The sequence below is a fragment of the Brucella sp. NBRC 12953 genome (assembly GCF_040369775.1).
In the GTDB taxonomy this organism is placed as follows: Bacteria; Pseudomonadota; Alphaproteobacteria; order Rhizobiales; family Rhizobiaceae; genus Brucella; species Brucella pseudogrignonensis.
The window spans coordinates 691149-718102 of the sequence record NZ_BAABSV010000002.1 but is presented as its reverse complement, the minus strand read 5'-3'; the positions used below and the strand labels follow the sequence as shown (position 1 = coordinate 718102).

Sequence of the window (26954 nt, the reverse complement as noted above, 5' to 3'; positions counted from 1 at the left end):
CGCTCTAATTGGGACCAAAGCCTCGCCTTTGCCATGATGCGTGTTATTCTATGAAACAACCATAGGCGTTACACGCATCAGAAAGACCCGATGACACAACAGAGAAAAGACAGCAAAGACTTGCCAAACCGCAAGCGCGATGCGTTTTTCCGCCTGTTTTCCGGCGAAGGTGCAGCCCTGCGCCGCCTTCACCTGCAAAGCTTTCTGACGATTGGTTTTGAGCGACTCTGGCCTCTCGTGCTGCCGCTGATTCTATTGATTGCGCTTTTTGCAAGCTTAAGCTGGCTTGGGCTTTTTGCGCTGATGCCGCGCTGGCTGCATTTAGGTGTGCTTGGTCTTTTTGCTTTGGCGGCAATTGTCGCGCTCTATCTGCCGTTCCGTTTCCGCCTGCCTGATGAAGATGCCATCACCGCACGCATTGAAGATGTAAACGGCCTGATTCATGAACCATTGGCCGTGCAAACCGGACAAATGGCGACCGGCAGTAATGATCCTTTTGCAGTCGCTCTCTGGCAGGAACACAAGCGCCGCATGGCCGAGCGCCTGAAAAACCTGCAGTCAGGCGTACCGCGTCCACACATTCCTGAACGTGACCCTTTTGCATTGCGTGCAATCGTGGCTCTGCTGTTCGTGACCGCCTCCGCCTATAGCCTTAGCCCGAACAGCGGGCGCATCGCCGATGCTTTTCATATTCGCGCCGGTGGTGCCACCGCTGTTGCCCGCGTCGATGCCTGGGTAACGCCACCACAATATACGGGCCGCGCGCCGGTATTCCTCAGCACCAATGCTGATGAAGGCAATGTCGAAAAGCCTATAACCGTACCGCAGGGCAGCATCGTCAATATTCGCGTAATCGGCGGCGGTTCTGAAAGATTGACAGCAACCGATGCGACCGGACATCGTCGTGAAGTACAGCCTATCGCGCCCAAAGAAGGCGAAGATGCAACGGCTGAACAGCAGACCAATGTCGATGGCAGCCGTAACTTCCGCTACGATCTTCAGCAGGACGAAACCCTGAACCTTTCAGGCAATGATCTCAGCTGGACATTTGCTGTCACACCAGACAATGCGCCGACAATCCGCTTCACCAAAGAACCGGGCCGCGCCCTCAATGGCACTTTGCAGCTTAGCTATGAGATCAGCGACGATTACGGTGCCACCAAGGCCTATGGTGAAGTCGTGCCGCTTGATATTGATCATGAGGAAGAGGAAACCGCTCCTCTTTATGATGCGCCTGAATTACCGCTTGCCCTTCCCCGCCGTGGATCGAAAGAGGCAACGACGTCGAAAGATCTGACCCAGCATCCATGGGCCGGTCAGAAAGTGGCCTTGACACTTGTTGCAACAGACGCAGCAGGTAAGTTCGGACGCAGCGAAACAAAAATCATCACTCTGCCCGAACGCCCGTTCTCCAATCCACTGGCCAAGGCTGTTGCCGAGCAGCGCCGTATTCTGGCGCTTGATGCCACGCAACGCGACCATGTGCGCGACATGCTGTCTGCTTTGATGTTGCGGCCAGAGGAAACGATTAAGAACAACGCCCACTATCTGGGCCTTGTGACGATCCGTACGCGGCTCAAACTCGCGACCAGCGACGACTCCTTGCGAGATACTGCCGATTATATGTGGCAGGTGGCGCTCGGTATTGAAGACGGCAATCTGTCTGCAGCAGAACGGCGTTTGCGTCAGGCGCAGGAAGCCCTGCGTAACGCCTTGCAGAATGGTGCTTCTCAGGAAGAAATCGAAAAGCTGACAGCGGAATTGCGCGAAGCGATGCAGCAGTTCCTGCGTGAATTTGCCCAGCGTCAGCAGCAGAACCCGAATGCCCGTAATCAGCCGATGGACCCGAATGCACGCATGCTGACCGACAAGGATTTGCAGCGCATGATGGATCAGATTGAAAATCTGGCCCGTCAGGGTTCGCGTGATCAGGCCGAACAGCTTCTGTCGCAGCTACAAGACCTGATGAACAATCTGCAGATGGGGCAACAGGCGCAGCCCGGCCAGCAGGGACAAGGTCAGGGCCAGGCCAACCAAATGCAGCAGCAGATGAACAAGCTGGGCGATCTGATGCGCCGCCAGCAACAGATGATGAACGAGACCTTCAAACTCGATCAGCAGATGCAGCAACAGCAATATGGCAGCGGCGAAGGCGAATATGGAGACGACCAGCTTCCAGGCGATAACGGCCCTATGGGACAGGGCGAATCGCAACAGGGGCGAGGTCAGGGTGGCCAGTCCGGCGATACGCCTTCAGATCTGGCGGAGGCCATGCGCAAGCTGCAACAGCAGCAGCAGGCGCTTCAAGACGAACTGAAGAAGTTCAATGAAGACCTCAAGGGCATGGGCATTGATCCCAATCAGGATTTCTCCGACGCAGGAAAATCAATGGGCAATGCAGCCGATGCACTTGGTCGCAATGAAGGCTCGGAAGCAGGCGATCAGCAAGGCAGTGCTTTGGAAGCCCTTCGCCGCGGTGGCCGCGATATGATGCAGAAGATGCAGCAGGCCATGGGACAGGATGGTCAGGGGCAGAGTGGACGAAATGGTCAAAATGGCCGTGATCCGCTCGGTCGCCAGCAAGGCAACAACGGTCCGTCTGACGGCGATGGTGTCAAGATACCGGGAGAGATCGATATTCAGCGCGCCCGCGAGATTCTCGATGAAATCCGCCGTAAGCTTGGCGATGCGCTGACCCCGCAGATGGAGAAGGAATATCTCCAGCGGCTGTTGCAGTTCGATTGATACAAACAGCCGCTAAAAACCAGTTTCTACTCTTTCACATGCCCAACAAAAGGCAACTGCCGGAACGAATGGCCGACATCCATGCCGTAACCGACGACGAAATAGTCGGGGCATTCGAAAGCGACGAAATCGGCATCCAGATCAACCTTGCGACGCACGCTCTTGTCGAGAAGCACAGCAATGCTGACGCTTCGTGCGCCACGTTCAATCATCAGCTCACGCACAAATTTGAGCGTCTTGCCTGATTCGAGAATGTCATCGATCAGAAGAACGTCGCGGTCTTTTACATCGCTGTCGATATCGCGCAGCAGACGAACTTCCGTACTGGTCGTACCCTTGCCATAGCTGGAAACGGTGATGAATTCGACATCGGGCTCAACACCTGCATCATGCATTGCACGAATAAGATCGGCTGCGAAAATGAACGAGCCTTTGAGGATGGATATCGTCAACAGATTATGAAAATCGCGTCCGGCAATCTCTTTTGCCAGCGCGAGATTACGCGCAGCGATTTCCTCCGGGCTGAAAAGCACGTCAATGGTTTTGCCGCCGACCTGAGGCATCTGCTGCGTCTCCTGATTTATAAGCGTAACTAAGCTTTGAAAGGCACGCTCTATATCATGCTTTCAGAAAAATGCACCCTTTTGCATTGCGCGACTTCGCGAACAATTGGACGAAGCATAATCATTTGCCATTTCATTGATTTGATATAGCGTGCCTGCCATGCATCCGGACATTATCGAACTGCGTTCCTTTTACGAAACCACCCTTGGCCATCTCGCCGAGCGATCCATTCGCATGGCGCTTTCGGGTCTTTGGGCGCGTGTACCAGGCGAGCGCTTGGTGGGGCTTGGCTATAGCCTCCCCTATCTCGACCGCTTCAGTGCAGATACCGAGCGAAGCTTTGCTTTTATGCCTGCGGGACAGGGTGCTGTTGCATGGCCTTCATCAGGCAAATCAAGCACCGCACTCGTCTTCGACGAAGAACTGCCTTTGCCTGATTCTTCCATCGACCGGGTGCTGATGGTTCATGCTCTGGAATATGCCGAAAACGCTTCGGAAACGCTGAAAGAAATGTGGCGTGTACTCGCCCCCAACGGACGGCTCGTTATCGTGGTTCCCAACCGGCGCGGCGTCTGGGCGCGTCTCGACCGCACACCATTCGGCAGTGGTCGCCCTTATAGCCGCACACAGTTGACCGCCCTGCTGCGCGAGGCCAATTTCAGCGTCAACACAATCAGCAATGCGCTGCATTTCCCACCCGTGAAACGCCGATGGATGATGCGTCCATGCATGGCCATTGAAGGTATTGGCCGCAAGCTCTGGCCGCTATTTTCCGGTGTTCTGGTCGTCGAAGCGCAGAAACGCCTTTATCAAGGCCTGCCAGTCGCACAACGCTCGTCTCGCCGTGTCTTCGTGCCTGTTCTGGCGCCGCAAGGAACGCCGGTCAGCGGTTTGAGAAAAACCGCATCGAAAGAAACCAAAAAATAGCGCTGCAGCCTTTCACAGTAAGGTTTTTCTCGACTTGAACGCGGCAGAGGTTTATGCCCGCTACGCAACCTTAACATCAGTCCTTTTGGCGGAGCCAAAATCATGACCAATACGCAAGACCTTTCCCGTCCCCAGCCTAAGACCGGCCTGCTCGATATCGCAGCCTATGTACCAGGCAAGGAACACGTAGAAGGCGTTGCAATGGTCTATAAGCTCTCCTCCAATGAGACCCCAATCGGCCCAAGCCCTCATGCGATCGAAGCCTATCGACACCTGGCCGATACGCTCGCGATCTATCCAGATGGTCAGGCGCAGGCATTGCGCGAGGCAATCGCTGAATCGCAGGGGCTTAACATCGGCAATATCATTTGCGGCAATGGCTCGGATGAATTGCTCGGCCTCATCTGCCAGACCTATCTGGCTCCGGGCGATGAAGCCATCATCACTGAGCATGGTTTTGCGGTTTACAAAATCCAGACGCTTGGCGCAGGTGCAACACCTGTGACGGTGAAGGAAAAGGACGAACGTATTGATGTCGATGCAATTCTTGCTGGCGTAACGCCACGCACGAAGATCGTCTTCATTGCAAATCCAGCAAATCCGACCGGCACCTATCTGCCTTTTGAGGAAGTCCGTCGTCTTCATGCAGGCCTGCCGAAGAACGTTCTGCTGGTGCTGGATGCAGCCTATGCAGAATATGTTCGTCGCAACGATTACGAGTCCGGTCTTGAACTGGTATCGTCGAACGAAAATGTCGTCATGACCCGTACATTCTCGAAGATTCACGGTCTGCCGGGCCTGCGTATCGGCTGGATGTATGCCCCATTGCACATCATTGATGCGGTCAACCGTATTCGCGGCCCCTTCAACATGAACTCGGCAGCAATCGCTGCCGGTGCCGCCGCGATCCGCGACCGCGCTCACGTGGTGAAGTCTGTCGAATACAATGAAAAATGGCTGACGTGGCTCACCGACGAATTCACCAAGCTAGGGCTTCGCGTCACTCCATCGGTTACAAACTTCCTGTTGTTCCATTTCCCGAAAGATTCCGCACATTCTGCAGATAAGGCGGATGAGTGGCTTTCAAAGCGCGGCTATATCCTGCGTCGTGTAGGCGGCTACGGCTTCCCGAATGCATTGCGCATGACGGTCGGTACGGAAGAAGCCAATCGTGGTGTTGTGGCAGCTCTGACCGAGTTTCTGAAGTAAGACGATGTCCACGATCCATTTCGAAAAAATCGCGCTTATCGGTATCGGCCTTATCGGCTCATCGCTGGCGCGTGTCATTCGCCGCGAAGGCCTTGCCAATCACATCGCCATTGCAACACGCAGTGCCGAAACATTAAAGCGCGCCGAGGAATTAAACCTCGGCGACAGCTACTCGACCGATAGTGCGCAAGCCGTTCAAGATGCTGATCTCGTCATCGTATCGGTGCCGGTCGGTTCGTCTGGCACTGTTGCCAAGCAGATTGCTGCACATCTGAAGCCAGGCGCTATCGTAACCGATGTCGGATCGACCAAGGCGTCCGTTATCGCGCAGATGCAGCCGGAACTGCCGGCCAATGTGCATTTCATTCCCGGCCACCCTCTCGCGGGTACGGAATATTCCGGTCCTGACGCTGGTTTTGCAGAGCTCTTCACCAATCGCTGGTGCATTCTCACGCCTCTGCCGGACACCGATCAGACGGCCATAGACAAGCTTTCCGCGTTCTGGACGGCTTGCGGTTCGCGCCTCGATCAGATGGACCCACAGCACCATGATCTGGTATTGGCAATCGTCTCGCATCTTCCGCATATCATCGCCTATAACATTGTTGGTACAGCCAGCGATCTGGAGCAGGTGACAAAATCGGAAGTCATCAAATATTCGGCTTCGGGTTTCCGTGATTTTACGCGTCTGGCCGCGTCCGATCCAACCATGTGGCGCGACGTCTGCCTTCATAACAAGGACGCAATCCTTGAGATGCTGGCGCGTTTCTCGGAAGATCTCGCTTCGTTGCAGCGCTCGATCCGCTGGGGCGATGGTGAGGCTCTGTTTGATCTCTTCACCCGCACCCGTGCGGTGCGCCGTAGCATTATCGATGCTGGTCAGGAAGTCGACGCACCGAACTTCGGACGTCAGGCGGCCGCTGAGATCAGCGAAAAGAAATGATAAATTAGGGCAGAAGAACGCTCTGCCCTATTCCAAACCGCCTTACAAAGTCGGCAAATGTCCTAATGGAATAAAACCAGCGCTGGCTCTTCCCTTACGAACGGCAATCTCGATAACGGGGTTGCCGTTTTCGTCTTTCGGCATGGCGGAAAGAGCAAAAAGAACAGTAGCGATATTGCCGCCCTGTTCCGGAAACACGGTTTGACCGGCCTGCGCAAAGGATTGCGGGTTGACCATCGTGACCTTCAGGTCAGCATCGATCTCACCTTCCAGATCGACTGAAAAGGGGCCAGCTACCGAAAGCACCGCACCATTGGGCATGGATAGAAATGCCTGATTGATCACACCACTATGGCCGCGCATCCGTTCGTTAAACGGTGCAGGACTCGGTGCCAGAAACGTTGACGCATTGGCAATTACGATATCGGCCAGACCATCGATTTCCGGGCTCTTGGCACTGCCAATAACGGATGGTTCCAGCTTGAGGGCCGCAAAGCGCCCATTGATCTTAAGATGATCATCTTCGCTGCTCATGCGGAGATTCATCTGCTCTAGCTTGCTAAGAGGCTGGGTGGTCGTCGTTTCTGTACGCACGCCGACCGTTACATCGCGCGCGTCAAGCTCGATCTCGGTAGGGAACGGACGCGCAAGACGCGTGTTGGAGGTAAATTTGCTCCAATTGACCTCAAGTGGCTGAAAGCCGGGAAACTCGACAAAAGCCGGTCCACCAAGTTCATTGCTGAGTGAACGCGGCGCATAAACCGGAGATCCTGACGTGAAACGTCCCGCACGCAAAGCCATGCCTTCAGAGGGCTTCTGCCACGAAATACTGGCACAAACCACATTCACACGGAGCGGATATCCGCCCATGTGAAGATTCTCGCACTGCACGCCTACACCTTGCGATGCAAGCTTTGCCATATCGGCCTTGGCACGCGTTTCAATCTTACCTGCCAGATAAAACCAGCCTGCTGTATAGGCGGCGATCAGCACGAGGACGATGACGGCAATCGTAACAGGGCGCTTCCTGGATTTTTTGGTTTCAATACCAGCATGCGCCATTGAAAAAGCCTCTTTCAATCAGATACTTGTTTGAGGTGACAAAGCGAAGGGCATTTACAACCCGAACAATCATCATCTGTTCTGCTGTTCCCAACAGGTGGCTATATTATGGCAGGATTGAGTCTTGTGAAGTTCGCCCGATTAAAAAACGCGGGATATCTTGAGATTATCAATAAAAACCAGCCATAATTTTCCATATATAGATTTGATATCATGACAATGCGTACGAGCGACATGCGAAAGAATGATTTCTGGGTATTTGGTTACGGTTCGCTGATGTGGCGGCCTGGCTTCGCACATGTCGAAACAATGCGTGCGCGCCTGCATGGCTATCGCCGCAGCCTCTGCATCTATTCACACGTTCATCGCGGAACACCGGATCATCCCGGCCTTGTTTTGGGGCTTGATGCTGGCGGATCATGCCTCGGCATCGCCTTCCGTGTACCCGGCGATATGACAGACGAAGTCATGGTCTATTTGCGCGAACGCGAAATGTCCAATCAGGTCTATCACGAAAAATGGCTCCGCCTTCGCCTAGCGGACGGGCGCGATGTGCAGGCTGTAACCTATGTCGCCGACCGACGGCATATCCAATATGCCGGTTCGCTCAAAGCCGAAGATGCCGCAGCAATCGTTATCTCAGCACAGGGAGATTCCGGTGCCAATCTTGACTATGTTGCCAACACGCTTGAGCATCTGCGCAATATGCGTGTGCGGGATCATGCGCTTGAACATGTCAACGATCTGATATGCACCAAAGTGAATCGGCAAAAGCACGACACAGCCTGATCAACTCTGTCCGTAACGACGAAAATGATCGGCCAGCGCCTCTTTGCCGTTCACGATCATTATGCCCGTTATCACAAATACCGTGCCCACCACGAAACTGGTTTCAATCGGCTCGCCCAAAATGATCGCACCAAAAATCACCCCGAAAATTGGCGTCATGAAAGAGAGTGAACCCAATTGGGATGCCCGATAAATCCGCAAAAGCTGAAACCAGATCAGAAATACCGCAAAAGATACAATGACGGACTGAAACGCGAAGCTGCCCACCAGCATAGTGGTCCAGTTGATCTCCACTTGCCCCATCAGGGATGCGGCAACCGACAAGGTCACGAAGGCGGTTAGAAGCTGGTAGAGCAAGGTCTGCTTCGCTGGCAGTGCCGCAAGACGTGAACCACGGACCACAACGGTCGTTGCTCCCCATGCCACCCCCGCGAGCAGGCAAAGCCCATCGCCAATAACCATGGCTTGGAAATCACCATGGACAGCCTCACCGCGAACAAGGAAAGCTATCGCTATGCCCATAAAGGCAATACCGATGCCGCCCCATTGTATGGTGGTCAGGCGCTCTGATGGCACCAGAAGATGCAAGCCAAGTGCCGCAAAGAGTGGTGCTGTATAAAGCAAAACCACAGCATGAGCGGCTGAGGTTAGTCGCAACCCCTCCCCCAGAAACAGATATTCAAGCGCAAACAGCAAACCGACCAGCAGGCCCGGTTTCCAGATTCCATTGGCAATAGTCAGTGTTTCACGCCGCGCGATCATAATAGCAGCGATTAATGCAGCCCCCACGCCCGACCGCAGCGCAATTTGGAACAATGGCGAAATATCCGAAGCCGTCAATTTCAACAGCACCTGCTGCAAGCCGAGGCTGATGCAAACAAGAAGCATCATTCCAAATGCATGCGTGTTGACGGGCTTACGCTCCATTGTCCGAAACCTCGTGATTAATCCGAACAATGGGTGTACGCCTGTCAGGTATAGGGCATATAGCTTAAAACTGACAAACCTTATCGCAGGATTGCCATAATGGCGGGAATAGCTCTCGAACCTACGCATCAACCTCCCTTTACAGAAGCCTTGCCGGAGCCGCTGTTCTTTCGAACAGCCTGCATGCCACCGGCTGCGCGCTATCCCATGCATCGCCACGATTGGGGAGAGTTTGTCTATTCCTTCACTGGTGTAATGGAGGTGCGTATCGGCGACAGCCATCTGCTTGCCCCGCCGCAATATGGGATATGGCTACCTCCGCATATCGAGCATCAAGGTCTCAATCGTCAGGAAGTGTGCTACTGCTCGCTCTATGTGACAGAAGAGCTTTGTACTGATCTTCCAGCCAAGGCCTGCGCGCTCAACCTCAATCCACTGATCCGCACTTTGCTTGAACATCTGCGGATGAAGAAGCCATCGCAACCACAGCAACCGCAAGAAACACGGATGCTGCATACGCTGCTTGATCAGCTGGCTATTGCTCCATGTGCGGGTTCCTATCTGCCTTCCAGCACGGACCCTGCCCTCCAAAAGATATTGTCGATCCTTGAAGATGATCCAAGTGACAATCGCACCCTTCACGCTCTTGCGAAGATCGCCAATACGTCCGAAAGAACACTGATGCGTCGTTGCAAACAGGAGCTGGGCATGAGCTTCCCTGAATGGAAACAGCGTCTAAGAACGTTGAAAGCCATGCCGCTGCTCGAGAAGGGGGCAAAAGTCGAACATGTGGCGCTTGACCTTGGCTATGCCAGCGCATCAGCTTTCATCGCCATGTTCCGCAAATTGATGGGTATCACCCCCGACTAATATCGCAGACAAATCGGTGCCTGAACGGACATAGCGACAAGCTCTAGCGGCAATTGCAGCAAACTGCCCCTGATTTCTCCTGCAAGCATACAGGAGATATTAAAGTTGCATTGCTTGTACGGCTTGCCCTTGTTCTTGCCCAAAGCAACCGCTACATCTCGGCTAAAGCATCGCTCCGGAGCCTGACTGGATTGGGACAGTACGATGCAAAGTTCAAAGGGTTGGAGCGGTCTTCCTGGGTCAGTTTATGACCTGTGCCGCTCCGATTGCCAAGGAGACCTTTATGATCGCATTGTTCCGCACCATTGATCTGGCGCTCGATATCTATACTTGGATCATTATCGCTAGCGCCGTTTTCTCATGGCTCTATGCGTTCAACGTCGTCAATTCTTCCAATCGCTTTGTCGCATCGATTGGTGAGTTTCTTTACAAAGTAACTGAACCGGTCCTGCGTCCACTCCGCAATATCCTGCCCAATCTCGGCGGCATCGATATTTCGCCTATCGTCGTCCTGCTGATTATCTTCTTCATCCGTCAGTTCATGTGGACGACGCTGCTTCCTGCACTTCTGTAAGAAGCCCATACATAACCAGACAAACAAAAACGCCCGGACTTTCATCCGGGCGTTTTTGATTAAACATATAAGACAGATTACTTGCCCTTGGCGCGTTCAATCGCTTCAACGATGAACTTGCGAGCGTAATCTTCATCGCCCCAATCACCGATCTTGACCCACTTGCCTGGTTCCAGATCCTTGTAGTGTTCGAAGAAGTGCGCGATCTGCTTGAGCGTGATTTCCGGAAGATCGGAATAATCATGCACCTTTGCATAACGCTGCGTCAGGTTTGGCGAAGGAACTGCAATGATCTTCTCGTCCTTGCCGGAATTGTCTTCCATGACCAGAACGCCGATTGGGCGAACATTGATCACGCAGCCAGGAACCAGCGGACGGGTGTTGCAGACCAGAACGTCGATTGGGTCGCCATCTTCCGAAAGCGTGTGCGGCACGAAGCCGTAATTGCCCGGATAGGTCATTGGCGTGTAGAGGAAGCGGTCCACAATCAGGGCGCCAGCCTTCTTGTCCATCTCGTACTTGATCGGCTGTCCGCCGACCGGCACTTCGATGATCACGTTGACGTCTTCTGGCGGATTGTTGCCGATGGAGATAGCATCAATATTCATGATGGGTCCTTTCGTGTCGCGCTCTGATAACGGGTTTCATGTTTCCGTGCAAGAAAAACGAAAGTTCAACAAAACGCGGCGAATTGTCATTGTTGCAATGCAACTGAGCGTGATTGGCTAATAAGAGTTAGGAGGAAGTTGTTTCGCCCAATTCCTTCAGCCTTTCGATAGCTGTAGGCGGCATGGGCGGAGCATTGGTGTCGCGACTTGCTGCAACCAGCAGTTCATCACAAGCCGTCTCCGTCGTTTCTATCAAACGACGCAGGAATTCTTCTTTCTCAAGGCCCGCCGGAATGGGCGGCAGCACACGGCAGCGAATGGTGCCCGGAAAGCGCAGGAACTTTCGGCGTGGCCAGTAAAGCCCCGCATTGTGAGCAATCGGCAATACAGGCAGGTTCAGCGCTTCGTAAAGATGCACAATGCCGTATTTATACTGCGGCGGCGCTCCCGGTGAACGGCGCGTGCCTTCCGGATAGATAAGAATCTGGCGACCTTCTGCAATCGCCTTCTCCGCTCCCTTGGTGATAGAATGAAGCGCTTTGACGCGCGATCCACGATCAACCGGGATCATTTCCATCTTGGCAACATACCAGCCAAAGAGCGGTATTCGCATCAATTCACGCTTGAGGATCAGAACAGGATCGTCAAGCTGCGGCAGGAACGCGTAAGTGTCCCATGCAGACTGATGCTTGGGCGCAACGATATAAGCGCCTTCGGGAATATTCTCGAGGCCTTCGATCACATAATCAGTGCCAGCGATATATTTCTGCAGCCACAGGTTAACCCGCGCCCAGGTCTTGGGAACGATCCATGCCTTCTTGCGGGGAAGCAGAAAATAGAACGGCGTATAAAGGATCATCTGCACCAGAGTGCCGATGTAAAAAGCCAAATTGAACAGGATTGAGCGCAGATAGAGAAGCATCGTATCGGCGAAGACCTTAAGTGGACCTGACGCAACCGCATCAGATGACAGAATTTCGGTGCTTTCTCATGAAAGCTGCGGCACCCGATATATCAGGAAGCTGAGCTTTTTCCATAAGGAAATCTCTGCACGCGATCATCAAATCGTGGGATGCACTTATTGGGGCTTAAGCCGTATCACCGAAAATTCTGGCTCCGCCTACGCGAATGGCAGCACCCAGATATTTGACATATTCGATAAACAGCACTCTGAGCGTATCGCTCTCTGCCACCCAGCTATGCGAACGCTTTTCGCCATTGACCACAGGATAAGGCACAAATTCAACGTCCTGCATCCGATAGGACATTTCCAGAATGCTACGCGGGATGTGGTAATTATTGGTGACGACAATCACACGATGATAGTTGTTGGCGCGTATCCAGCGTTCGCTTTCAGTCGCATTACCCACAGTGTTAAGCGCAGATCGGTCGAGATCGACACAGCAATCAAACAGACTTTGCTCTGAATGGGTCGCACGCTGCAGCGATTTTTCCGTGGTTGACGGATGAACGCCGCTAATCAACAAACGCTTTCCCTGCTTACCCTTTAAGAGATCGAGAGCGGCCTGAATGCGAGACTGTCCACCAGTCAGAACAACAATAGCGTCAGCCGGTTCATCCAGAACAGGCGACTGCATGCTGGTGACTTTTTCACTGAAGGCAACAAAGCCAATCAGGAAAGCGACAATGGCCAGAAAGAGAACGATGGAAATAGGCTGAAGTCGTCGAAATACACGCATTAGGACAGACCATAAGAATTTACCGACTGTAGACGCAAGCGTGGACGTCGCACCAATTGTACGACTGCGGCGCCATACCACAGCACCCGTATCCGCCCCCATCTCTCTATCTGCTGCTGCATCAACGCTTCCCGAATGCCCAACCGATACCGTTTGCTGAACCTTGCGTTCACCTTTCTTGCTATCATAGCCATCATTGCGGCGATAACTCGGAAAGTTGCCGGAAATTCGTGACTTCCGGCCGGTATTGGTAAAAAAAGCGGTCATTCGGCCCGTACTCCCGGACCATCCATCGTCGCAAGCTGTCGAACGACCGTCAGGCGGCTCGTCAACATCGTCAGCACACTCACTAGAATGATGATTGCCGCAGCGCCAATGTAACCATCGCGACCAATGGCAAAATTACCGAACATTGCGGCAGCCTGATCACCGGCAGGCGTCGCCATATGCCGTGATGCCCACCACGAAAAGACAAAGAAAACCAGCATTGCGGCCCCTCCGCCGAACAGCGCACCTTTAAGGGCTGTGCGGAAAAAGTGCCATTCGAACTCGCGCGCAACGAATTTTGATTCTGCACCGATGAAGTGCAGAACTTCAATAATATGGCCATTGCCCGACATAGCGCCGCGCGTTGCGAAGATAACCGTCAGAACAGTCGCGGCAATGACAAGTGACAAGACACCCGTTCCGATCAGCACGGTTGTATTGGCCATTGAAACAAGCCGGTCGACCCATGTGCGGTGATCGTCAAAACTCGCGCTCGGGATAGAGCGGGTAATTTCCGCCCGCATTGTTTCAAAATCCGGCGGCGAATTCTCATCAATCGTCACGACAACCAGACGTGGAACGGGCAATTCATCGATATTGAGACCCGTACCAAGCCAGGGCTCAAGCAAACGCGCGGTGGCATCCTTGTCGATGATGCTGGTATCTTTCACGCCTGCAAAGCCCCGCGCGATCCCGCTTGCGTCCTGAAGCGCCTTTTCCATGTCCAGCCCATCGGCAGGTCGGATCTGAATGGTTGCTTCGCGTGCAATCTGACTTTGCCATTGAGCAGCAGAAGCGCGCACCAGCGTAACGCCACCCAGGGTAAGGCAGGCGAGAAATGTCATGATCGCAATCACGATCACAAGCGCTGTGCCTGTCACACTGCCGTCCGGCACAATCGGGCTTGGCCCCTGACGTTTCCTGCGCTTGCCGATGCGAACCATCAGCATATCTTTGAGGTCTTCAAAGCGGATGCGCAGGTCGTCTAGGACCTTCCGAAAAGCTCTCTGCCAGTCTTTGTCAGCTTCAATCATAGATATCGAGCCGCCCATGTTCGAGGATCATGCGACGCGCATTCACTTGATCCATCAGCGATAGATCGTGCGTCGCGATGATGACTGCAGTGCCGGAACGATTAAGCTCGGTAAAAAGCCGCAACAGGCGCTTGGCGAGCGGTGGATCGACGTTACCGGTAGGCTCATCCGCCAGCAGCAATTCTGGCTGGTCGATCAGCGCACGCGCAATTGCAGCACGTTGCTTTTCACCACCGGAAAGCACGGGCGGCAGCACGTTCATGCGGTCACCGAGGCCGACCCAATGCAGAAGTTCTTCTACTTCATGACGGTATGTCGCCTCTTCCTTGCCGCGTACGCGCAGCGGAAGAGCAACATTTTCATAGGTTGTCATGTGATCGAGCAGACGGAAATCCTGAAATACAATCCCGATGCGCCGACGCAGAAGCGGCACTTCCTTATGATCGAGCCGCGCGACATCCTTGCCAAAAATATTGATCAGTCCGCGCGTTGGTTTCAGCGCCATAAACAACAGGCGCAACAAAGAGGTTTTCCCGGCACCGGACGGTCCGGTCAGAAATTGAAATGAACGTGGCGGAATATGGAAGCTGACATCCTTCAGGATCTCTGGCCCCATTCCATATCGCAGGCCGACATTCTCGAAACGTATCACCGGTGTGCTTCTCTAAATTGCCCGCAGTCCCACATGGAGCGCGGATGAAATCGATATCAAAATGACCTTTAACCTCCATGGTTAATGTGAGGTTAATACAGTCAGAATCAGCTATAAAAATTGCGCGAGCATTGTGTTTTTATAACGCAAAACATTCAGGCAATTATTGGAACAGACGCAATAACGGTCTTGCTGACCTGACATTCGCCGGATCAGTCACAAAAAAACATCGAAAACGGATAAGAAAGAAAAGGCTACTCCCAGCAACCCAGATTGCGGCCCTTAAGATTATGCGCATCGATATCGGTTACGAGGCGCGCATCTTCACGCAGAAGAACCATTGTTGTGCGCTGCTTGAGATCAATTCTCTGCCAACCAGCACATTCTGTCGGCATCGGCGGCTTGCTATCGATACGTACCGTCTCGCTCCATGCAGTCGCGGTACAGCCGGAAAGAAGAGCGATCATGGTCATAGCCGATACAGCGCGCAAGACCGATCCGCCAGTTCGTGCCTCCAATTGAATATTCAAGGCTGGCAACTCCCTATAATGCCCCACGCGATACCCGTTTGCCGAGATAGTTTCCATCATAACCATCTGCATGAACAAGCTTCTTATAGCGCGGGCACAACCACTCCCGCAATATACAAGACAAAAACAAGAATGATTTAAATTAAGGCGGAAAAGCGGCTAATTCATGGGTTTTCCTGGTCTTTTTGAGCTTTTAGAACTATTTAAAAGAACATTCTAATACAAATAGGGATCGATTAAAAATTTACTGATATTCATTCAATAGCATCCAGAAATTACAAAAATATCCTCCAATTAAACATGATTGATGTAAGAAAAAGTCGGCTATATATTTGGTGATCTGATTCGCAATGGCACTTATCACTACACCAACACTGGGGACTTCCATGTTGAACAAACTGTCTGCGGAATTTTTCGGAACATTCTGGCTTGTTTTCGGCGGTTGCGGCAGCGCGATCTTCGCAGCCGCTTATCCTGAATTGGGCATCGGCTTTGCGGGTGTTGCTCTCGCCTTCGGTCTGACCGTCCTTACAATGGCCTATGCTGTTGGCGGCATTTCCGGCGGTCATTTCAATCCAGCCGTATCGCTGGGTCTTCTCGTTGCGGGACGCTTCCCGGCTAAAGACCTCATCCCTTACTGGATTGCACAGGTATTGGGCGGCATTGCTGCAGCAGCAATTCTTTACCTCATCGCAACCGGCAAAAGCGGCTTTACAGCAGCTGGCTTCGCATCCAACGGCTATGGTGAACTCTCACCAGGTGGATATAGCCTGACATCGGCACTGCTCGTTGAAATCGTGCTGACGGCCTTCTTCTTGATCGTCATTTTGGGTTCGACATCATCCTCGGCACCAGCTGGCTTTGCACCAATCGCAATTGGTCTGGCACTGACGCTGATCCACCTGATCTCGATCCCGGTAACAAACACCTCGGTCAATCCGGCACGTTCGGCAGCGGCAGCCTTGTTTGCAGAAACCAGCGCGCTCGGCCAGCTCTGGCTGTTCTGGGTCGCTCCGCTGGTGGGCGCCGCAATTGGCGCAATCATCTGGAAAGGCCTTCTTGGCAAGGATTGATCAGCAATCCTGGAAGATATTTAACGGAAGGCCGGTTTCGACCGGCCTTTTTGCTATCCGCCGACCGTCTCCTACTTTGGCTTTACAGAGACACGCTCCCGCTTTGTTGCATAACCGTTAGATTCTCCAAGAAATGTGATACTTGCCGACTAAAAATTGCTGTAAGAAGGAACTCCCTTTTACAGATGTCTTGAGCAATGTCCCCCAGCACCGATGCTTCCAATGCGGATCGTTACGCCGCATTCCGCCATGCTTCCTTTAAAAAATATTGGGCCGCGCGTTTTCTGAGCGCTTTTGCCGTTCAGATCGTCAGCGTAGCGGTTGGCTGGCAGATTTATGACCAGACCCGTGATGCATTCAATCTTGGCATGGTTGGCCTTGTCCAGTTTCTCCCGGCACTCGTGCTGGTTCTGTTTACGGGTGCCGCTGCTGACCGTTTTGGCCGACGCCTTGTCATGGGGCTGTCACTGGTATTGGAAGCAGGCGTCACAGCCTTCCTTTTGCTCCTCACCTTGTTTGGCGACTTCGAGCCTATTGTCGTCTTTGGGGCATTGCTGGTCTTCGGCATCGCTCGCGCTTTTCTCGGACCGTCTTCCGCTTCGCTGGTAGTCAACCTCGTTCCGACGGAAGACTTCGCCAATGCCGTTTCGTGGAACTCATCGGCCTGGCAGGTAGCAACCATCGTCGGCCCTGTAGCTGGCGGCCTGCTCTACGGCATCTCGCATATCGCTGCTTATGGCGTAGCAACTGTGTTTCTGGTTGCAGGTTCTATCCTGGTTTTCTCAATTCCAAAGCCTAAGCAACATACAATGACCGAAGAGCGCTCGCTCTCAACCATGCTTGCAGGCTTCCGCTATATCTGGAAGGAAAAGATCGTTCTGGGTGCAATTTCGCTCGATCTTTTTGCCGTTCTGCTGGGCGGTACAGTTGCGCTTTTGCCTATCTATGCACGCGATATTCTCGATCTTGGTCCATGGGGTCTGGGCCTTCTGCGATCGGCACCAGGTATCGGCGCTGTTCTCACAGCAATCTGGCTCGCGGGCCATCCAATTCGCGATCATGCAGGCCGCGTAATGTTCGTGTTTGTGGCACTGTTCGGCTTCTTCAACATCATCTTTGGTGTTTCAACGCTGACGTGGCTATCGATTATCGCTCTGGCTCTGGCTGGCGCCGCCGACATGATCAGCGTCTATATTCGCGAAACATTGATGCAGCTCTGGACGCCCGACCATGTTCGTGGCCGCGTGAACGCTGTCAACATGGTCTTCGTTGGTGCATCAAACGAACTTGGAGAGTTCCGCGCAGGCCTTATGGCGGCAGCTATCGGTGCTGTGCCTGCGGTGGTCATTGGCGGGATAGGTTCAATTGCGGTTGCAGCAGCCTGGGCTGCCATGTTCCCGCAATTGCGCAAGGCACGCAATTTGCAGGGACGCACTTAAAACTTTTACCGCCGCGTCAGGCTTCTGGCGCGGTGGTATTTCCGGCATGGACACGCGCTTCAATCTGATCGCGGTCTTCAGCCTTGATGCCTATAAGCTCGGCCACACGCCACATCACATCGACCTCAACTTCGCTGGCGATGCCATCGGCATAAACGATGTCCCACATCAGGGCGATGAAATCGAGACGTGCGTGATAATCCAGATGGCGCTTGAGAACAGTGGTGAAATCCGACAGGCTGATTGATTCCTGATCGGCTTCTTCAGCAGCGCGGATAAGCTGTTTTAGCGCATCACCCTTCAGGCCATATTTCTGCGAAAGCATGGTGGAAAGCTTGGCACGTTCTACTTCGCGCGCGTCCCCATCTGCATCCATAATGTGAAACATCAGGGCAGCAGCAGCCAGTCTTGGATCATCGTCGGCAAATTTTTCGCCCCGTTCGCGTAAACCGTTACCCGGCAACTCTTTCAGAAAATCCAGCAAACGCTCGAACATTCACCCTCGCCACAGAAACACTTTCGGCAAATGCCGTTCTTTAGAAGAATTGAAAGTAACGAGATGACCGCACGGCACAAGACGACAAACCGCCTTGGCCGCGTTTCAACAGCTCAAGACGGTTCCTGCGTGGTCTTTAGGCAACAATTATGGGGTCAGAAAAGGCGCAAACCGCTGTTTTGGCTCTTCTGCGAGGCCTTGCGTTCATCAACACCGGGATCGTCAACGATCACATGCCCAGGGCGTTTCTCGTTGTCACCTTCGACGTCTGGTTCTGCCACATCCAGAACAGCAGGCTTCTCTACCTGCTTGATTTCAGGCTTAACGGGCTCTGGCTTTACCTTGACAGGCTCCGCCTCCGGCACAACAACTTCCGCCTCAACAACATCGTGAAATTTCGGCTTTAGTTCATGTTTTTCGACCGGAACGATTGCCTTGTTTTCTGGAATACGATCAGGAACTGCTTCAGCCACTTCCGGCTTTTCAACCTCGATTACAGGCGAAAGCTGCTCAACCGGCACTTTCCATTCAAAACTGTTGAGACGACCTGTGACCGGAGACACTGGCGACCATTGCTCGGACACATAACCATCTGCTGTCCATGCCGGATCGCGCGGAGCTTTGACTGCCTGTGCAAGCCACTGCCTGACCTTGCCCTGATCACCAGTTTCGGCCTCTTCAATATCGGCAAGTAACAGATAAGCGCTTTCACGCGGCGAGCCTCTCAACACCTGTTCGGCATTATCACGCGCCAGACGATAATCACCTGCTTCATAAGCAGCACGCGCTACGGCCAGACTGCCTTCCGCATTGTTGGACCTGAGCGTGACCAGATGCTTTGCCCGTTTCAGGCGGTCCTGCACAGTATCGCCAGCGCGACCATATACATAGGTCGAAGCAATATCTGGATGCGGCGAACGCTTCCATGCAGCTTCAAGGATTTTGGAGCCTTTGCGGACTTCGCCATCAGCAAACAATGCACGGGCCGCAACAACAGATGCAGGCACCAGATCAGGCGCGAGCTTGTTGGCTTCAAGCGCAATCGCTTTTGCATGTGCATGATCGACATCTACTGTCGCCATGGCTTTGGCAGTCAGAAGCGCTGCGCGCTCCTTCTTCACCACATCCTTGCTGTGCGCGAGCGCCTGTTTGCGCGCTTCAACGAGCTTCAAAGCGCCATCCCAGTCGCCTTCCGAGCAAAGCTGCCCCATGACAGCAGACGACGCCCATTCAAGCTGCGGCGCTTCCTTGGCTGCTTCCGCCGCATAATGGCGGGCAGCCTCGCGCGCACCAACGCGTTGTGCTTCTATATAAAGCCCGCGCAAGCCAAGCAGCTTGGTTTCTGGATCTTCGATCATCGCTTCAAAGCCCTTGCGGGCATCGTCTGAGCGACCTTCAAGCATTGCTGTCTGCGCTTCAAGAAGCTTGATGAGCGGCTCCTGATCGGAGTTAAGCAGCTTGCCTGCCTGCTTCGTCATACGGCGAGCGGCCTCCGCATCGCCGGCACCGGCCGCAATCAAGCCTGTCGAGAGTGACTGATAACCCCGGTCGCGTTTGCGCGCACGGAAATGACGGCGAAGTGTGTAGGGCGACTGGATGATGCTCTTGATCAGCCACCAGATAATCAGGATCGCCGCAACAATTGCCACAACACCGGCAGCAGCCGTAATCAGCGGCACGTTGTAATGATTACCGCCAAAGGTAACATCAAGCTCGCCGGGACGATCAGCGAGCCACGAGAAGCCAAATCCCAGAGCAACGACGATAGCGAAGTAAAAAATCACACGCAGCATGGACGCCTCCTTAATTTGGCGCCGTGGCGTCTGTTGCAGTCTTTGGCTTGAGGCTTTCGGTCACGAGACGCTGGATGAGCGCATCGGCATCGCGCCGCGCCTTCATCTGTCCTGAAAACTCTTCCGAAACAGCCTTGGCATCGGCTGGTAACTGTTCCCATTCGGAAACCGCACGCTCAAGATCGCCAGCATGAAGGGCTGCTTCCATGCGCGCCGTGGTCGGGCCAACACCTGTTCCACTGACATTGCCTGCAACAGGACGCACGCTGACAAGCCCCTTGGCACTCGCGACGAGCTGATCCCAAACGCCTGCATCTGCTGGAAGCTTGTTTTCCGTGGCAATGATCTTGTTGGCGACAGGCCCAAACCATGCATTGAGATCGGCAATGGTCGGTACGCCCTTGTCGGCAAAGGTCTTCAGCCCTTCAATTGACGTATCCTGTGGTGCAACCGATGCATAGGTGTCGAGTTCAGCCTTGAACGAACCACCGCGATCAATCGCTGTCTTCAACGCATTGGCAGCGATCAGTGCGGATGCATCAGGCTGGCGTGCGCTTTCGCTCACCTTGTCCTGAAGCGAAACCAGCTTCTGTTCAAGGTTCGAAATCGTGCCGCTATTGCCGGAAACTCCGGCTGCGGCCTGATCAGCCTGATTCTTTGCATCACTCAACTGCTGCTCAAGCGATGCTAAACGCTCGGTCAAAGCCGACACATCCGCAGGAGCAGCATCGCCCTCGCTTGGCTTTGGCAGTGCCGCAATCTGCTGCTGAACTTCGGTCAGAGTGCCGGCAACAGCCTCTGCCTTGATTTCAGCGGCTTCGACATTCTTCTGCAAATCGGCAAACTGCGCCTTGCTCGCATCATCAAGCGGCGCAGGGGCAGGATTGCTGCGCAGATCGGCAATCTGCTGTTCGATATGTGCAAGCTGTTCTGCTGTCACACGCGATCCCGGTGACGGCACCACATTGCCCCATTGCAAAGCAAGCAGACCGCCCAGCGCGATTACACCACCTGCAACGCCCGCCAGAAGATAAGCGCCGGTTGAACCAGATTTCTTTTCAATTACCGGCGGCACAGATGCGGTGGAACGAGGCATTTCCCTTGTTGTTTCGGGCTTAACACCCGCAGTAAAGGGCGGCTTTTCCACTTTTGGCTCAGTTTTTGGAGTTTCTGGTTTTGGAGCGGCTTTCTGAGCGAAATCCCCGACAGGTTCGGCCTTCGGTGTCGATTGAGGTGCAGCACCTTCATCTACACGTTTTACATCAGACGGATCGAGATTGATCGTCACGGGCGCGCGGGCCGGTTTGGAATGTCGCGGAGTGCCGGATTTCGCCATGGGTCCTCTCGTATTCGCTTATCAGGTGGTTCGAAGCTTACCAGATAAAATCATCAGATGAAGGAAGGTTGCCAGGAAAAGAGTCAAAGTTTGGAAAACAAACGAAAAATGCCACTCTCATCCGGATGATCAGCTACAAGCGCTCTCGCCCACCATTCCTCTGGCAACTCACGACAAACACGCTCGGAAATGCAGAAAAACCGGGTTCCGGCATCAAATTGCGCGCGAAACTTCTGTATCGCCTCAACAAAAGCCTGCGCTGCGACTGCGGAATAGAGCAGCACCGCGACAAAAGGCCCTTGGTCGAGAATGGCTTTGATTTCATTGGCTGAATAGTTGATCGCCTCGACGTCGTAGACGTCATGGACTTCCATGTTAAGCCCGGCCTCTGACACCTTGTCCTCAAATATCGACTGGCGCACGCGACCAGCTAGATAAAGGAGCCTCGCGTTTTCCGGCAGATGTTTGGCAATTGTTGCAGCCAGACGCACTGCATCACCGCCGCCTTCAATCACAGTCTGAAAGCCTGCTTCTTGTGCAGCCCTTGCTGTGCCTTCGCCAACAGCAAAAAGCGGCAATGCCTTCAACGATTCAAGATTTTCGCTGGGTACATGTCGAAATGCATTGGCGCTGGTGACAGCCAAAGCGTCAAATGCTTGATCGCCGATTTGGAATGGAACCGTGACAGTGCGGCTTACAGGCAAGGAAATGGGCGAAAAGCCGAGAGCAACAAGCTTTGCCGCCGTCATTGATGCTGACGGTTCCGGCCTTGTAATCAGGACAGGGCCACCGATTGGTGCATTCCGCTCCTCCGCCAATGCTACTCCCAGCCCTCAAAGAAATCAGCACCCGCCTCTGCCCGCACGCGCTTGGCCGCATCAGCACCAAGTTCGGCTGCATCGAGAGCCGAGCCTTCCGCGGTTACTTCATGCGCATCACGGCCATCCGGCGTCAGGATCATGCCACGGAACGAAACCTTGTCACCTGCAACAATTGCGAGCCCGGCAATCGGTGTGCGGCATGAGCCATCAAGCGTCGCCAGAAATGCGCGTTCACAGGCAAGTGCTACATGCGTTTCGCGATGCGCCAATGGCTTGAGCAGCGCATCGATTTTTTCATCGCCAATGCGGCTTTCAATGCCGATTGCACCCTGTCCCGGCGCTGGCAAAAAGACCGCTGGATCAAGCAAATCAGTGATCACGTCACCCAGATCAAGACGCTTCAAACCGGCACAGGCGAGGAATGTGCCATCCACTTCGCCTTCTTCGAGTTTACGCAGACGTGTCTGGACATTGCCACGGAACATCACCACCTGAAGGTCAGGACGCAGACGCTTGATCATTGCCTGACGGCGCAACGACGACGAGCCGACGACGGCGCCCTGAGGCAGATCGAGAAAGAGCTTCGAGGTCCGGCCAACAAATGCATCACGCGGATCTTCGCGCTCAAGAAACGTAGAAAGATGAAGACCTTCCGGCAGAACAGTCGGCATATCCTTGGTGGAATGCACAGCCAGATCGATGCGGCCATCTTTGAGAGCTGCTTCAATCTCTTCGGTAAAAAGCCCCTTGCCGCCGACCTGCGACAGCGGACGATCCTGAATACGATCACCGGCAGTGGACATCGGCACGATTTCTATGGCGTCTTCGGTGAAACCATGTGCTTCAATCAGACGGGAGCGCGTTTCATAGGCTTGCGCGAGAGCAAGCTTGCTGCCTCTAGTGCCAATCTTCAAGGATGCTGTTTGCATATCGCGCTGTCCATGATACCGGGTTTCTCAAATATTTTACGTCAAATTACAAGACAGGCAGGGTCTAACCGCAAATGCGCATTCTTGGAATAGAGACCAGTTGCGACGAAACAGCCGCCGCCATCGTTGAACGCGACGATAGCGGCAAAGGGCATATTTTGTCCAATGTGGTGCTCAGCCAGATCGCCGAACACGAACCTTATGGTGGTGTGGTGCCTGAAATCGCCGCACGCGCCCATGTTGAAGCGCTTGACCGGCTGGTGGAACGTGCGCTGAAAGACGCCAATGTGAAGCTCGATGATGTGGACGCGATTGCTGCAACCGCCGGTCCCGGCCTTATCGGCGGATTGATTGTCGGCCTGATGACCGCCAAGGCGATGGCCATGGCTGCAAACAAGCCGTTTTATGCGGTCAATCATCTGGAAGGCCATGCGCTAACCGCACGACTGACCGACAACCTACCATTTCCTTATCTGCTGCTGCTGGTATCCGGCGGTCACACGCAGATGGTTCTTGTACGCGGCCTTGGCGATTATGAACGCCTTGGCACGACAATCGACGACGCGCTTGGCGAAGCTTTCGACAAGACTGCAAAGCTGCTCGGGCTGCCTTATCCGGGTGGTCCAGCTGTTGAACGCATGGCATTACAGGGCGATCCGAAGCGTTTCCCGCTGCCTCGGCCACTCAAGGGCGAAGCGCGGCTCGACTTCTCATTCTCCGGTCTCAAGACCGCTGTGCGGCAGACCGCAACAGAGCTTGCGCCACTTTCCGATCAGGACGTTGCGGACATTTGCGCATCTTTTCAGGATGCGGTTGCCGACACTTTGTCGGATCGCGTGAAACGGTCGCTTGAGCGTTTTAAAGATGAGTTCCCAGACTGCGCAACGCCGTCGCTGATCGTTGCCGGCGGTGTTGCTGCCAACAAGACATTGCGCGCATCGCTTGAAGCACTGTGTGCAAAGCATGGTTTCAGCTTCATCGCACCACCGCTCAATCTCTGCACCGACAATGCGGCAATGATCGCCTGGGCGGGTGCTGAGCGGGCTGCAACCAAGGGCCCTGATTCGCTCAATCTTGCTCCGCGCTCACGCTGGCCGCTTGATGAGAAATCAGCACCCATGTTCGGCACCGGACGCCGTGGAGCAAAAGCATGAGTGAGCGGGCAAAAATTGCCGTGCTTGGCGGCGGCGCATGGGGAACGGCTCTGGCAGCCATGAGCGCCATCGGCCAGCACGACACATGGCTTTATGCTCGCGATGCTGAAACTGTTGCCCATGTGAACGACCAGCGCCGCAACCCTGCTTACCTTGGCGAAATTGAACTTCCTGAAGGCATTCGTGCCAGCACGGATGCCAAGGCTGTACTCGAAAATGCTGATGCGGTTCTCGTTGTTGTTCCCGCACAGGCAATGCGCAAAGGGCTATTGGAATTAAGCGCACTTATTCCACAATCAGCTCCTGTTATTCTCTGCGCCAAGGGCATTGAGCGCGACACCGGAGGACTGATGTCGGAAGTGGTGGCGGAAGTTTTGCCCCACCATACGATCGGCGCACTGTCCGGCCCAAGCTTTGCAACCGACGTGGCGCGTGGCCTGCCAACAGCGGTGACGATTGCCTGCGAAGATGCAGCCATTGCCGATCAGCTTGCAGCAACGCTCTCCGGCCCCGCATTCCGCTGCTATTCAACCACTGATCTTAAAGGCGTGGAAATCGGTGGCGCGCTGAAAAACGTGCTGGCTCTTGCGGCAGGTGCTGCCATCGGACGCGGCTATGGTGCCAGCGCACAAGCAGCCCTTGTCACGCGCGGCTTTGCCGAACTGCGCCGCGTAGCGCAGGCCATGGGTGCAAAGCCGGAAACCATCATGGGGCTTTCTGGACTTGGCGATCTGATGCTGACTTGCTCATCATCGCAATCACGTAACTATTCCTATGGGCTGGCAATCGGTCGTGGCGAAGACCTCACCAACCGCCCGCTGGCCGAAGGTGTGGCAACCGCCCCCATCGCAGCTGAACTTTGCAGACAATATGAAGTGCCTGCACCGATTATCACGGCGGTTGCAGCGCTTCTTGCAGGACATATCACGATTGATGAAGCCGTAACGGCGCTTCTTAACCGACCACTCAAGACCGAGGATTAGAGCATGATCCTGAAAAGTGGGGACCGGTTTTCGGATAAGATCATGGGTAAACAAAATGCATGATCCTGAAAAGTGCGTAGCGGTTTTCAGATAAGATCATGCATAAACAAAAAGGTTAGAATAACATGCTTTTTGCTCTTCTGTGCAACGACAAGCCCGATCATCTGCAGGTACGCCTTGATACGCGCCCAGCCCATCTCGACTATCTCAAGTCGCTGGGTGACGTGCTGAAATTTGCAGGCCCTTTCCTTGGTGAAGATGGCAAGCCAAATGGCAGCCTCGTCGTGGTTGAAGCAGCCGACAAGGCAGAGGCCGAAAAGATCGGTGCCAATGACCCTTACGCGCTGGCTGGTCTTTTTGCTGATGTGACTGTGCGCCCATGGAATTGGGCAATCAACAATCCAGCAAACGCATAAGGACTGGTCATGGCTTACTGGCTGTTCAAGTCTGAACCCTTCAAATGGTCATGGGAAATGCAGAAAGCCCGTGGCGAAAAAGGCGAGCAATGGGACGGCGTGCGCAATTATCTCGCACGCAACAACATGCGCGCCATGAAGCTCGGCGACAAAGGCTTTTTCTACCATTCCAACGAGGGTCTGGAAGTGGTGGGCATTGTCGAGATTTGCGCCCTTTCGCATCCTGACAGCACGACAGACGATCCGCGCTGGGATTGCGTCGACATCAAGGCTGTGCGCGATGTGCCAAAGCCGGTTACGCTAAAAGATGTGAAGGCCAATCCGAAGCTTGAAAAAATGGCGCTCGTCACGTCTATGCGTCTTTCGGTACAGCCGGTAACGGAAGATGAATGGATCGAGGTCTGCCGCATGGGCGGGTTAGACGCCAAGGATATTTGATGCTTGATCCGGCACAAAAGGGCACGCGTGATTTCATATTGGCCAATACTGGCCTGCAAACGCCGCCGCATGTGCCGGAAATCAGCCTTCATCTGGCCGATGAAGCCCACGACCTCTGGCATAAAACCGAGGAAGAACTGGCAACCATCGGCCTGCCGCCGCCGTTCTGGGCCTTTGCCTGGGCAGGCGGTCAGGGCGTTGCTCGTTATATTCTCGATCATCCAAAGGCAGTCTCGGGCAAAACCGTACTCGACTTCGCATCAGGTTCAGGTCTTGTCGCCATTGCAGCAATGAAGTCGGGAGCAGCAGGCGTTCTGGCGTCAGACATCGACCCCTTTGCGCTGCCTGCGATCGAAATCAACGCGGCTGCAAACAACGTTGCCATCACCCCGACACTCACCGATCTGATCGATCAGGATCATGGATGGGAAGTCGTGCTTGCGGGCGACGTGTTCTATGAAAAGCCGCTCGCAGATCGTCTGATACCGTGGTTTGCAAACCTTGCCGCTCGCGGTGCCAGCATCATCGTTGGTGATCCGGGCCGTTCCTATCTGCCCAAAGACCGACTTGAACAGCTTGCCGTTTACACAGTGCCCGTCACGCGTGCGCTTGAGGATGCAGAAGTCAAGCGCACGACTGTCTGGGCATTTTTATAACGCTTGTCGTTATCCCAAA

28 protein-coding genes are annotated in these 26954 nt (G+C 54.0%); 14 read left to right on the top strand and 14 right to left on the bottom strand.

Annotation, left to right across the window (positions count from 1 at the left end; all coding sequences use genetic code 11):
- Positions 1–90 precede the first annotated feature (90 nt).
- Positions 91–2745 carry a TIGR02302 family protein gene (locus tag ABWV94_RS07300; RefSeq protein WP_353412907.1) on the top strand — a complete coding sequence of 885 codons (2655 nt, stop codon included), beginning with the start codon at positions 91–93 and terminating at the stop codon, positions 2743–2745.
- Between the two features lie 26 nt (positions 2746–2771).
- Here ABWV94_RS07300 and hpt read toward each other — a convergent pair whose 3' ends face one another.
- Positions 2772–3308: a hypoxanthine phosphoribosyltransferase gene (hpt, locus tag ABWV94_RS07295; protein WP_007872070.1), complete on the bottom strand. Its 537-nt coding sequence runs from the start codon at positions 3306–3308 to the stop codon at positions 2772–2774.
- Positions 3309–3468: 160 nt separating this feature from the next.
- Here hpt and ABWV94_RS07290 point away from each other — a divergent pair, with 160 nt between their 5' ends.
- The 3 genes from ABWV94_RS07290 to ABWV94_RS07280 all read left to right on the top strand — a co-directional run bounded on the left by ABWV94_RS07290 (position 3469) and on the right by ABWV94_RS07280 (position 6388).
- Positions 3469–4236, top strand: a complete 768-nt coding sequence (locus ABWV94_RS07290) for a class I SAM-dependent methyltransferase (RefSeq protein WP_079212392.1) — start codon at positions 3469–3471, stop codon at positions 4234–4236.
- Between the two features lie 102 nt (positions 4237–4338).
- Entirely contained in the window at positions 4339–5445 is a 1107-nt protein-coding gene (hisC, locus tag ABWV94_RS07285; protein ID WP_113499461.1) for a histidinol-phosphate transaminase, read from the top strand.
- Positions 5446–5449: 4 nt separating this feature from the next.
- Positions 5450–6388: a prephenate/arogenate dehydrogenase family protein gene (locus ABWV94_RS07280; RefSeq protein WP_064322146.1), complete on the top strand. Its 939-nt coding sequence runs from the start codon at positions 5450–5452 to the stop codon at positions 6386–6388.
- A gap of 42 nt (positions 6389–6430) precedes the next feature.
- Here ABWV94_RS07280 and ABWV94_RS07275 read toward each other — a convergent pair whose 3' ends face one another.
- Positions 6431–7450 carry a DUF2125 domain-containing protein gene (locus ABWV94_RS07275; RefSeq protein WP_113499463.1) on the bottom strand — a complete coding sequence of 340 codons (1020 nt, stop codon included), beginning with the start codon at positions 7448–7450 and terminating at the stop codon, positions 6431–6433.
- Between the two features lie 219 nt (positions 7451–7669).
- Between ABWV94_RS07275 and ABWV94_RS07270 the strand changes: the two genes are divergently transcribed.
- The gene (locus ABWV94_RS07270; RefSeq protein WP_007872084.1) at positions 7670–8239 is read left to right on the top strand and encodes a gamma-glutamylcyclotransferase; all 570 of its coding nucleotides are present in this window, start codon (positions 7670–7672) and stop codon (positions 8237–8239) included.
- Here ABWV94_RS07270 and ABWV94_RS07265 read toward each other — a convergent pair whose 3' ends face one another.
- On the bottom strand, positions 8240–9166 hold the full coding sequence (locus tag ABWV94_RS07265) for a DMT family transporter (protein WP_007872087.1): 927 nt from the start codon (positions 9164–9166) through the stop codon (positions 8240–8242).
- A 99-nt stretch (positions 9167–9265) separates the two neighbouring features.
- Here ABWV94_RS07265 and ABWV94_RS07260 point away from each other — a divergent pair, with 99 nt between their 5' ends.
- Complete coding sequence (locus ABWV94_RS07260) at positions 9266–10036, top strand: AraC family transcriptional regulator (RefSeq protein ID WP_113499465.1); 771 nt, start codon at positions 9266–9268, stop codon at positions 10034–10036.
- A gap of 283 nt (positions 10037–10319) precedes the next feature.
- Positions 10320–10610: a YggT family protein gene (locus ABWV94_RS07255; protein WP_007872091.1), complete on the top strand. Its 291-nt coding sequence runs from the start codon at positions 10320–10322 to the stop codon at positions 10608–10610.
- 77 nt (positions 10611–10687) lie between these two features.
- Here ABWV94_RS07255 and ppa read toward each other — a convergent pair whose 3' ends face one another.
- The 6 genes from ppa to ABWV94_RS07225 all read right to left on the bottom strand — a co-directional run bounded on the left by ppa (position 10688) and on the right by ABWV94_RS07225 (position 15401).
- Complete coding sequence (ppa, locus tag ABWV94_RS07250) at positions 10688–11218, bottom strand: inorganic diphosphatase (RefSeq protein ID WP_007872105.1); 531 nt, start codon at positions 11216–11218, stop codon at positions 10688–10690.
- A gap of 127 nt (positions 11219–11345) precedes the next feature.
- Entirely contained in the window at positions 11346–12140 is a 795-nt protein-coding gene (locus ABWV94_RS07245; RefSeq protein ID WP_007872111.1) for a lysophospholipid acyltransferase family protein, read from the bottom strand.
- Between the two features lie 166 nt (positions 12141–12306).
- The gene (locus tag ABWV94_RS07240; RefSeq protein WP_007872114.1) at positions 12307–13185 is read right to left on the bottom strand and encodes a YdcF family protein; all 879 of its coding nucleotides are present in this window, start codon (positions 13183–13185) and stop codon (positions 12307–12309) included.
- Entirely contained in the window at positions 13182–14219 is a 1038-nt protein-coding gene (locus tag ABWV94_RS07235; protein WP_007872117.1) for a cell division protein FtsX, read from the bottom strand. Before ABWV94_RS07235 ends, ABWV94_RS07240 begins: the two co-directional genes overlap by 4 nt.
- The gene (gene ftsE, locus ABWV94_RS07230; RefSeq protein ID WP_153223108.1) at positions 14212–14835 is read right to left on the bottom strand and encodes a cell division ATP-binding protein FtsE; all 624 of its coding nucleotides are present in this window, start codon (positions 14833–14835) and stop codon (positions 14212–14214) included. Before ftsE ends, ABWV94_RS07235 begins: the two co-directional genes overlap by 8 nt.
- Positions 14836–15125: 290 nt before the next feature.
- Positions 15126–15401 (bottom strand): hypothetical protein, encoded by a 276-nt coding sequence (locus ABWV94_RS07225; protein WP_007872122.1) that lies wholly within the window; start codon positions 15399–15401, stop codon positions 15126–15128.
- Between the two features lie 386 nt (positions 15402–15787).
- On the opposite strand from ABWV94_RS07225, the gene aqpZ reads away from it, so the two are divergent.
- Positions 15788–16474, top strand: coding sequence for an aquaporin Z (aqpZ, locus tag ABWV94_RS07220; protein ID WP_007872124.1), 687 nt, complete (start codon positions 15788–15790; stop codon positions 16472–16474).
- A 197-nt stretch (positions 16475–16671) separates the two neighbouring features.
- Positions 16672–17913: an MFS transporter gene (locus ABWV94_RS07215; protein ID WP_353412903.1), complete on the top strand. Its 1242-nt coding sequence runs from the start codon at positions 16672–16674 to the stop codon at positions 17911–17913.
- A gap of 16 nt (positions 17914–17929) precedes the next feature.
- Here ABWV94_RS07215 and ABWV94_RS07210 read toward each other — a convergent pair whose 3' ends face one another.
- From ABWV94_RS07210 to hemC, 5 genes are all read right to left on the bottom strand, one after another.
- Positions 17930–18409, bottom strand: coding sequence for a tellurite resistance TerB family protein (locus ABWV94_RS07210; protein ID WP_064322153.1), 480 nt, complete (start codon positions 18407–18409; stop codon positions 17930–17932).
- Positions 18410–18564: 155 nt separating this feature from the next.
- Positions 18565–20202: a heme biosynthesis protein HemY gene (locus ABWV94_RS07205; RefSeq protein WP_113499467.1), complete on the bottom strand. Its 1638-nt coding sequence runs from the start codon at positions 20200–20202 to the stop codon at positions 18565–18567.
- Between the two features lie 10 nt (positions 20203–20212).
- Complete coding sequence (locus tag ABWV94_RS07200) at positions 20213–21538, bottom strand: COG4223 family protein (protein ID WP_113499469.1); 1326 nt, start codon at positions 21536–21538, stop codon at positions 20213–20215.
- Between the two features lie 83 nt (positions 21539–21621).
- The gene (locus ABWV94_RS07195) at positions 21622–22356 is read right to left on the bottom strand and encodes a uroporphyrinogen-III synthase (RefSeq protein WP_007872130.1); all 735 of its coding nucleotides are present in this window, start codon (positions 22354–22356) and stop codon (positions 21622–21624) included.
- Between the two features lie 2 nt (positions 22357–22358).
- Complete coding sequence (gene hemC, locus ABWV94_RS07190; protein ID WP_113499471.1) at positions 22359–23288, bottom strand: hydroxymethylbilane synthase; 930 nt, start codon at positions 23286–23288, stop codon at positions 22359–22361.
- Positions 23289–23362: 74 nt separating this feature from the next.
- Here hemC and tsaD point away from each other — a divergent pair, with 74 nt between their 5' ends.
- From tsaD to ABWV94_RS07165, 5 genes are all read left to right on the top strand, one after another.
- Positions 23363–24442 (top strand): tRNA (adenosine(37)-N6)-threonylcarbamoyltransferase complex transferase subunit TsaD, encoded by a 1080-nt coding sequence (tsaD, locus tag ABWV94_RS07185; RefSeq protein ID WP_112814525.1) that lies wholly within the window; start codon positions 23363–23365, stop codon positions 24440–24442.
- Complete coding sequence (locus ABWV94_RS07180) at positions 24439–25425, top strand: NAD(P)H-dependent glycerol-3-phosphate dehydrogenase (RefSeq protein WP_353412898.1); 987 nt, start codon at positions 24439–24441, stop codon at positions 25423–25425. Before tsaD ends, ABWV94_RS07180 begins: the two co-directional genes overlap by 4 nt.
- 125 nt (positions 25426–25550) lie before the next feature.
- Complete coding sequence (locus ABWV94_RS07175) at positions 25551–25841, top strand: YciI-like protein (RefSeq protein ID WP_064322159.1); 291 nt, start codon at positions 25551–25553, stop codon at positions 25839–25841.
- Between the two features lie 9 nt (positions 25842–25850).
- A complete protein-coding gene (locus ABWV94_RS07170; RefSeq protein ID WP_007872139.1) occupies positions 25851–26279 on the top strand; it encodes an EVE domain-containing protein in 429 nt (142 codons plus the stop codon).
- Positions 26279–26935, top strand: coding sequence for a class I SAM-dependent methyltransferase (locus ABWV94_RS07165; RefSeq protein WP_112807173.1), 657 nt, complete (start codon positions 26279–26281; stop codon positions 26933–26935). The genes ABWV94_RS07170 and ABWV94_RS07165 overlap by 1 nt, the downstream gene beginning before the upstream one ends.
- Positions 26936–26954 lie beyond the last annotated feature (19 nt).

Bases quoted from the DNA above. Each gene is read 5' to 3' on its own strand.
- aqpZ (WP_007872124.1), top strand. From the start codon at position 15,788: ATGTTGAACAAACTGTCTGCGGAATTTTTCGGAACATTCTGGCTTGTT.
- ABWV94_RS07275 (WP_113499463.1), bottom strand. From the start codon at position 7,450: ATGGCGCATGCTGGTATTGAAACCAAAAAATCCAGGAAGCGCCCTGTT.
- ABWV94_RS07290 (WP_079212392.1), top strand. From the start codon at position 3,469: ATGCATCCGGACATTATCGAACTGCGTTCCTTTTACGAAACCACCCTT.
- tsaD (WP_112814525.1), top strand. From the start codon at position 23,363: ATGCGCATTCTTGGAATAGAGACCAGTTGCGACGAAACAGCCGCCGCC.
- ABWV94_RS07200 (WP_113499469.1), bottom strand. From the start codon at position 21,538: ATGGCGAAATCCGGCACTCCGCGACATTCCAAACCGGCCCGCGCGCCC.
- ftsE (WP_153223108.1), bottom strand. From the start codon at position 14,835: ATGGGGCCAGAGATCCTGAAGGATGTCAGCTTCCATATTCCGCCACGT.
- ABWV94_RS07245 (WP_007872111.1), bottom strand. From the start codon at position 12,140: ATGCTTCTCTATCTGCGCTCAATCCTGTTCAATTTGGCTTTTTACATC.
- hpt (WP_007872070.1), bottom strand. From the start codon at position 3,308: ATGCCTCAGGTCGGCGGCAAAACCATTGACGTGCTTTTCAGCCCGGAG.
- ABWV94_RS07175 (WP_064322159.1), top strand. From the start codon at position 25,551: ATGCTTTTTGCTCTTCTGTGCAACGACAAGCCCGATCATCTGCAGGTA.
- ABWV94_RS07255 (WP_007872091.1), top strand. From the start codon at position 10,320: ATGATCGCATTGTTCCGCACCATTGATCTGGCGCTCGATATCTATACT.
- ABWV94_RS07280 (WP_064322146.1), top strand. From the start codon at position 5,450: ATGTCCACGATCCATTTCGAAAAAATCGCGCTTATCGGTATCGGCCTT.
- ABWV94_RS07300 (WP_353412907.1), top strand. From the start codon at position 91: ATGACACAACAGAGAAAAGACAGCAAAGACTTGCCAAACCGCAAGCGC.
- ABWV94_RS07235 (WP_007872117.1), bottom strand. From the start codon at position 14,219: ATGATTGAAGCTGACAAAGACTGGCAGAGAGCTTTTCGGAAGGTCCTA.
- ABWV94_RS07210 (WP_064322153.1), bottom strand. From the start codon at position 18,409: ATGTTCGAGCGTTTGCTGGATTTTCTGAAAGAGTTGCCGGGTAACGGT.
- ABWV94_RS07215 (WP_353412903.1), top strand. From the start codon at position 16,672: ATGTCCCCCAGCACCGATGCTTCCAATGCGGATCGTTACGCCGCATTC.
- hisC (WP_113499461.1), top strand. From the start codon at position 4,339: ATGACCAATACGCAAGACCTTTCCCGTCCCCAGCCTAAGACCGGCCTG.
- ABWV94_RS07240 (WP_007872114.1), bottom strand. From the start codon at position 13,185: ATGACCGCTTTTTTTACCAATACCGGCCGGAAGTCACGAATTTCCGGC.
- ABWV94_RS07170 (WP_007872139.1), top strand. From the start codon at position 25,851: ATGGCTTACTGGCTGTTCAAGTCTGAACCCTTCAAATGGTCATGGGAA.
- ABWV94_RS07260 (WP_113499465.1), top strand. From the start codon at position 9,266: ATGGCGGGAATAGCTCTCGAACCTACGCATCAACCTCCCTTTACAGAA.
- ABWV94_RS07270 (WP_007872084.1), top strand. From the start codon at position 7,670: ATGCGTACGAGCGACATGCGAAAGAATGATTTCTGGGTATTTGGTTAC.
- ABWV94_RS07265 (WP_007872087.1), bottom strand. From the start codon at position 9,166: ATGGAGCGTAAGCCCGTCAACACGCATGCATTTGGAATGATGCTTCTT.
- ABWV94_RS07205 (WP_113499467.1), bottom strand. From the start codon at position 20,202: ATGCTGCGTGTGATTTTTTACTTCGCTATCGTCGTTGCTCTGGGATTT.
- ABWV94_RS07165 (WP_112807173.1), top strand. From the start codon at position 26,279: ATGCTTGATCCGGCACAAAAGGGCACGCGTGATTTCATATTGGCCAAT.
- ppa (WP_007872105.1), bottom strand. From the start codon at position 11,218: ATGAATATTGATGCTATCTCCATCGGCAACAATCCGCCAGAAGACGTC.
- hemC (WP_113499471.1), bottom strand. From the start codon at position 23,288: ATGCAAACAGCATCCTTGAAGATTGGCACTAGAGGCAGCAAGCTTGCT.
- ABWV94_RS07180 (WP_353412898.1), top strand. From the start codon at position 24,439: ATGAGTGAGCGGGCAAAAATTGCCGTGCTTGGCGGCGGCGCATGGGGA.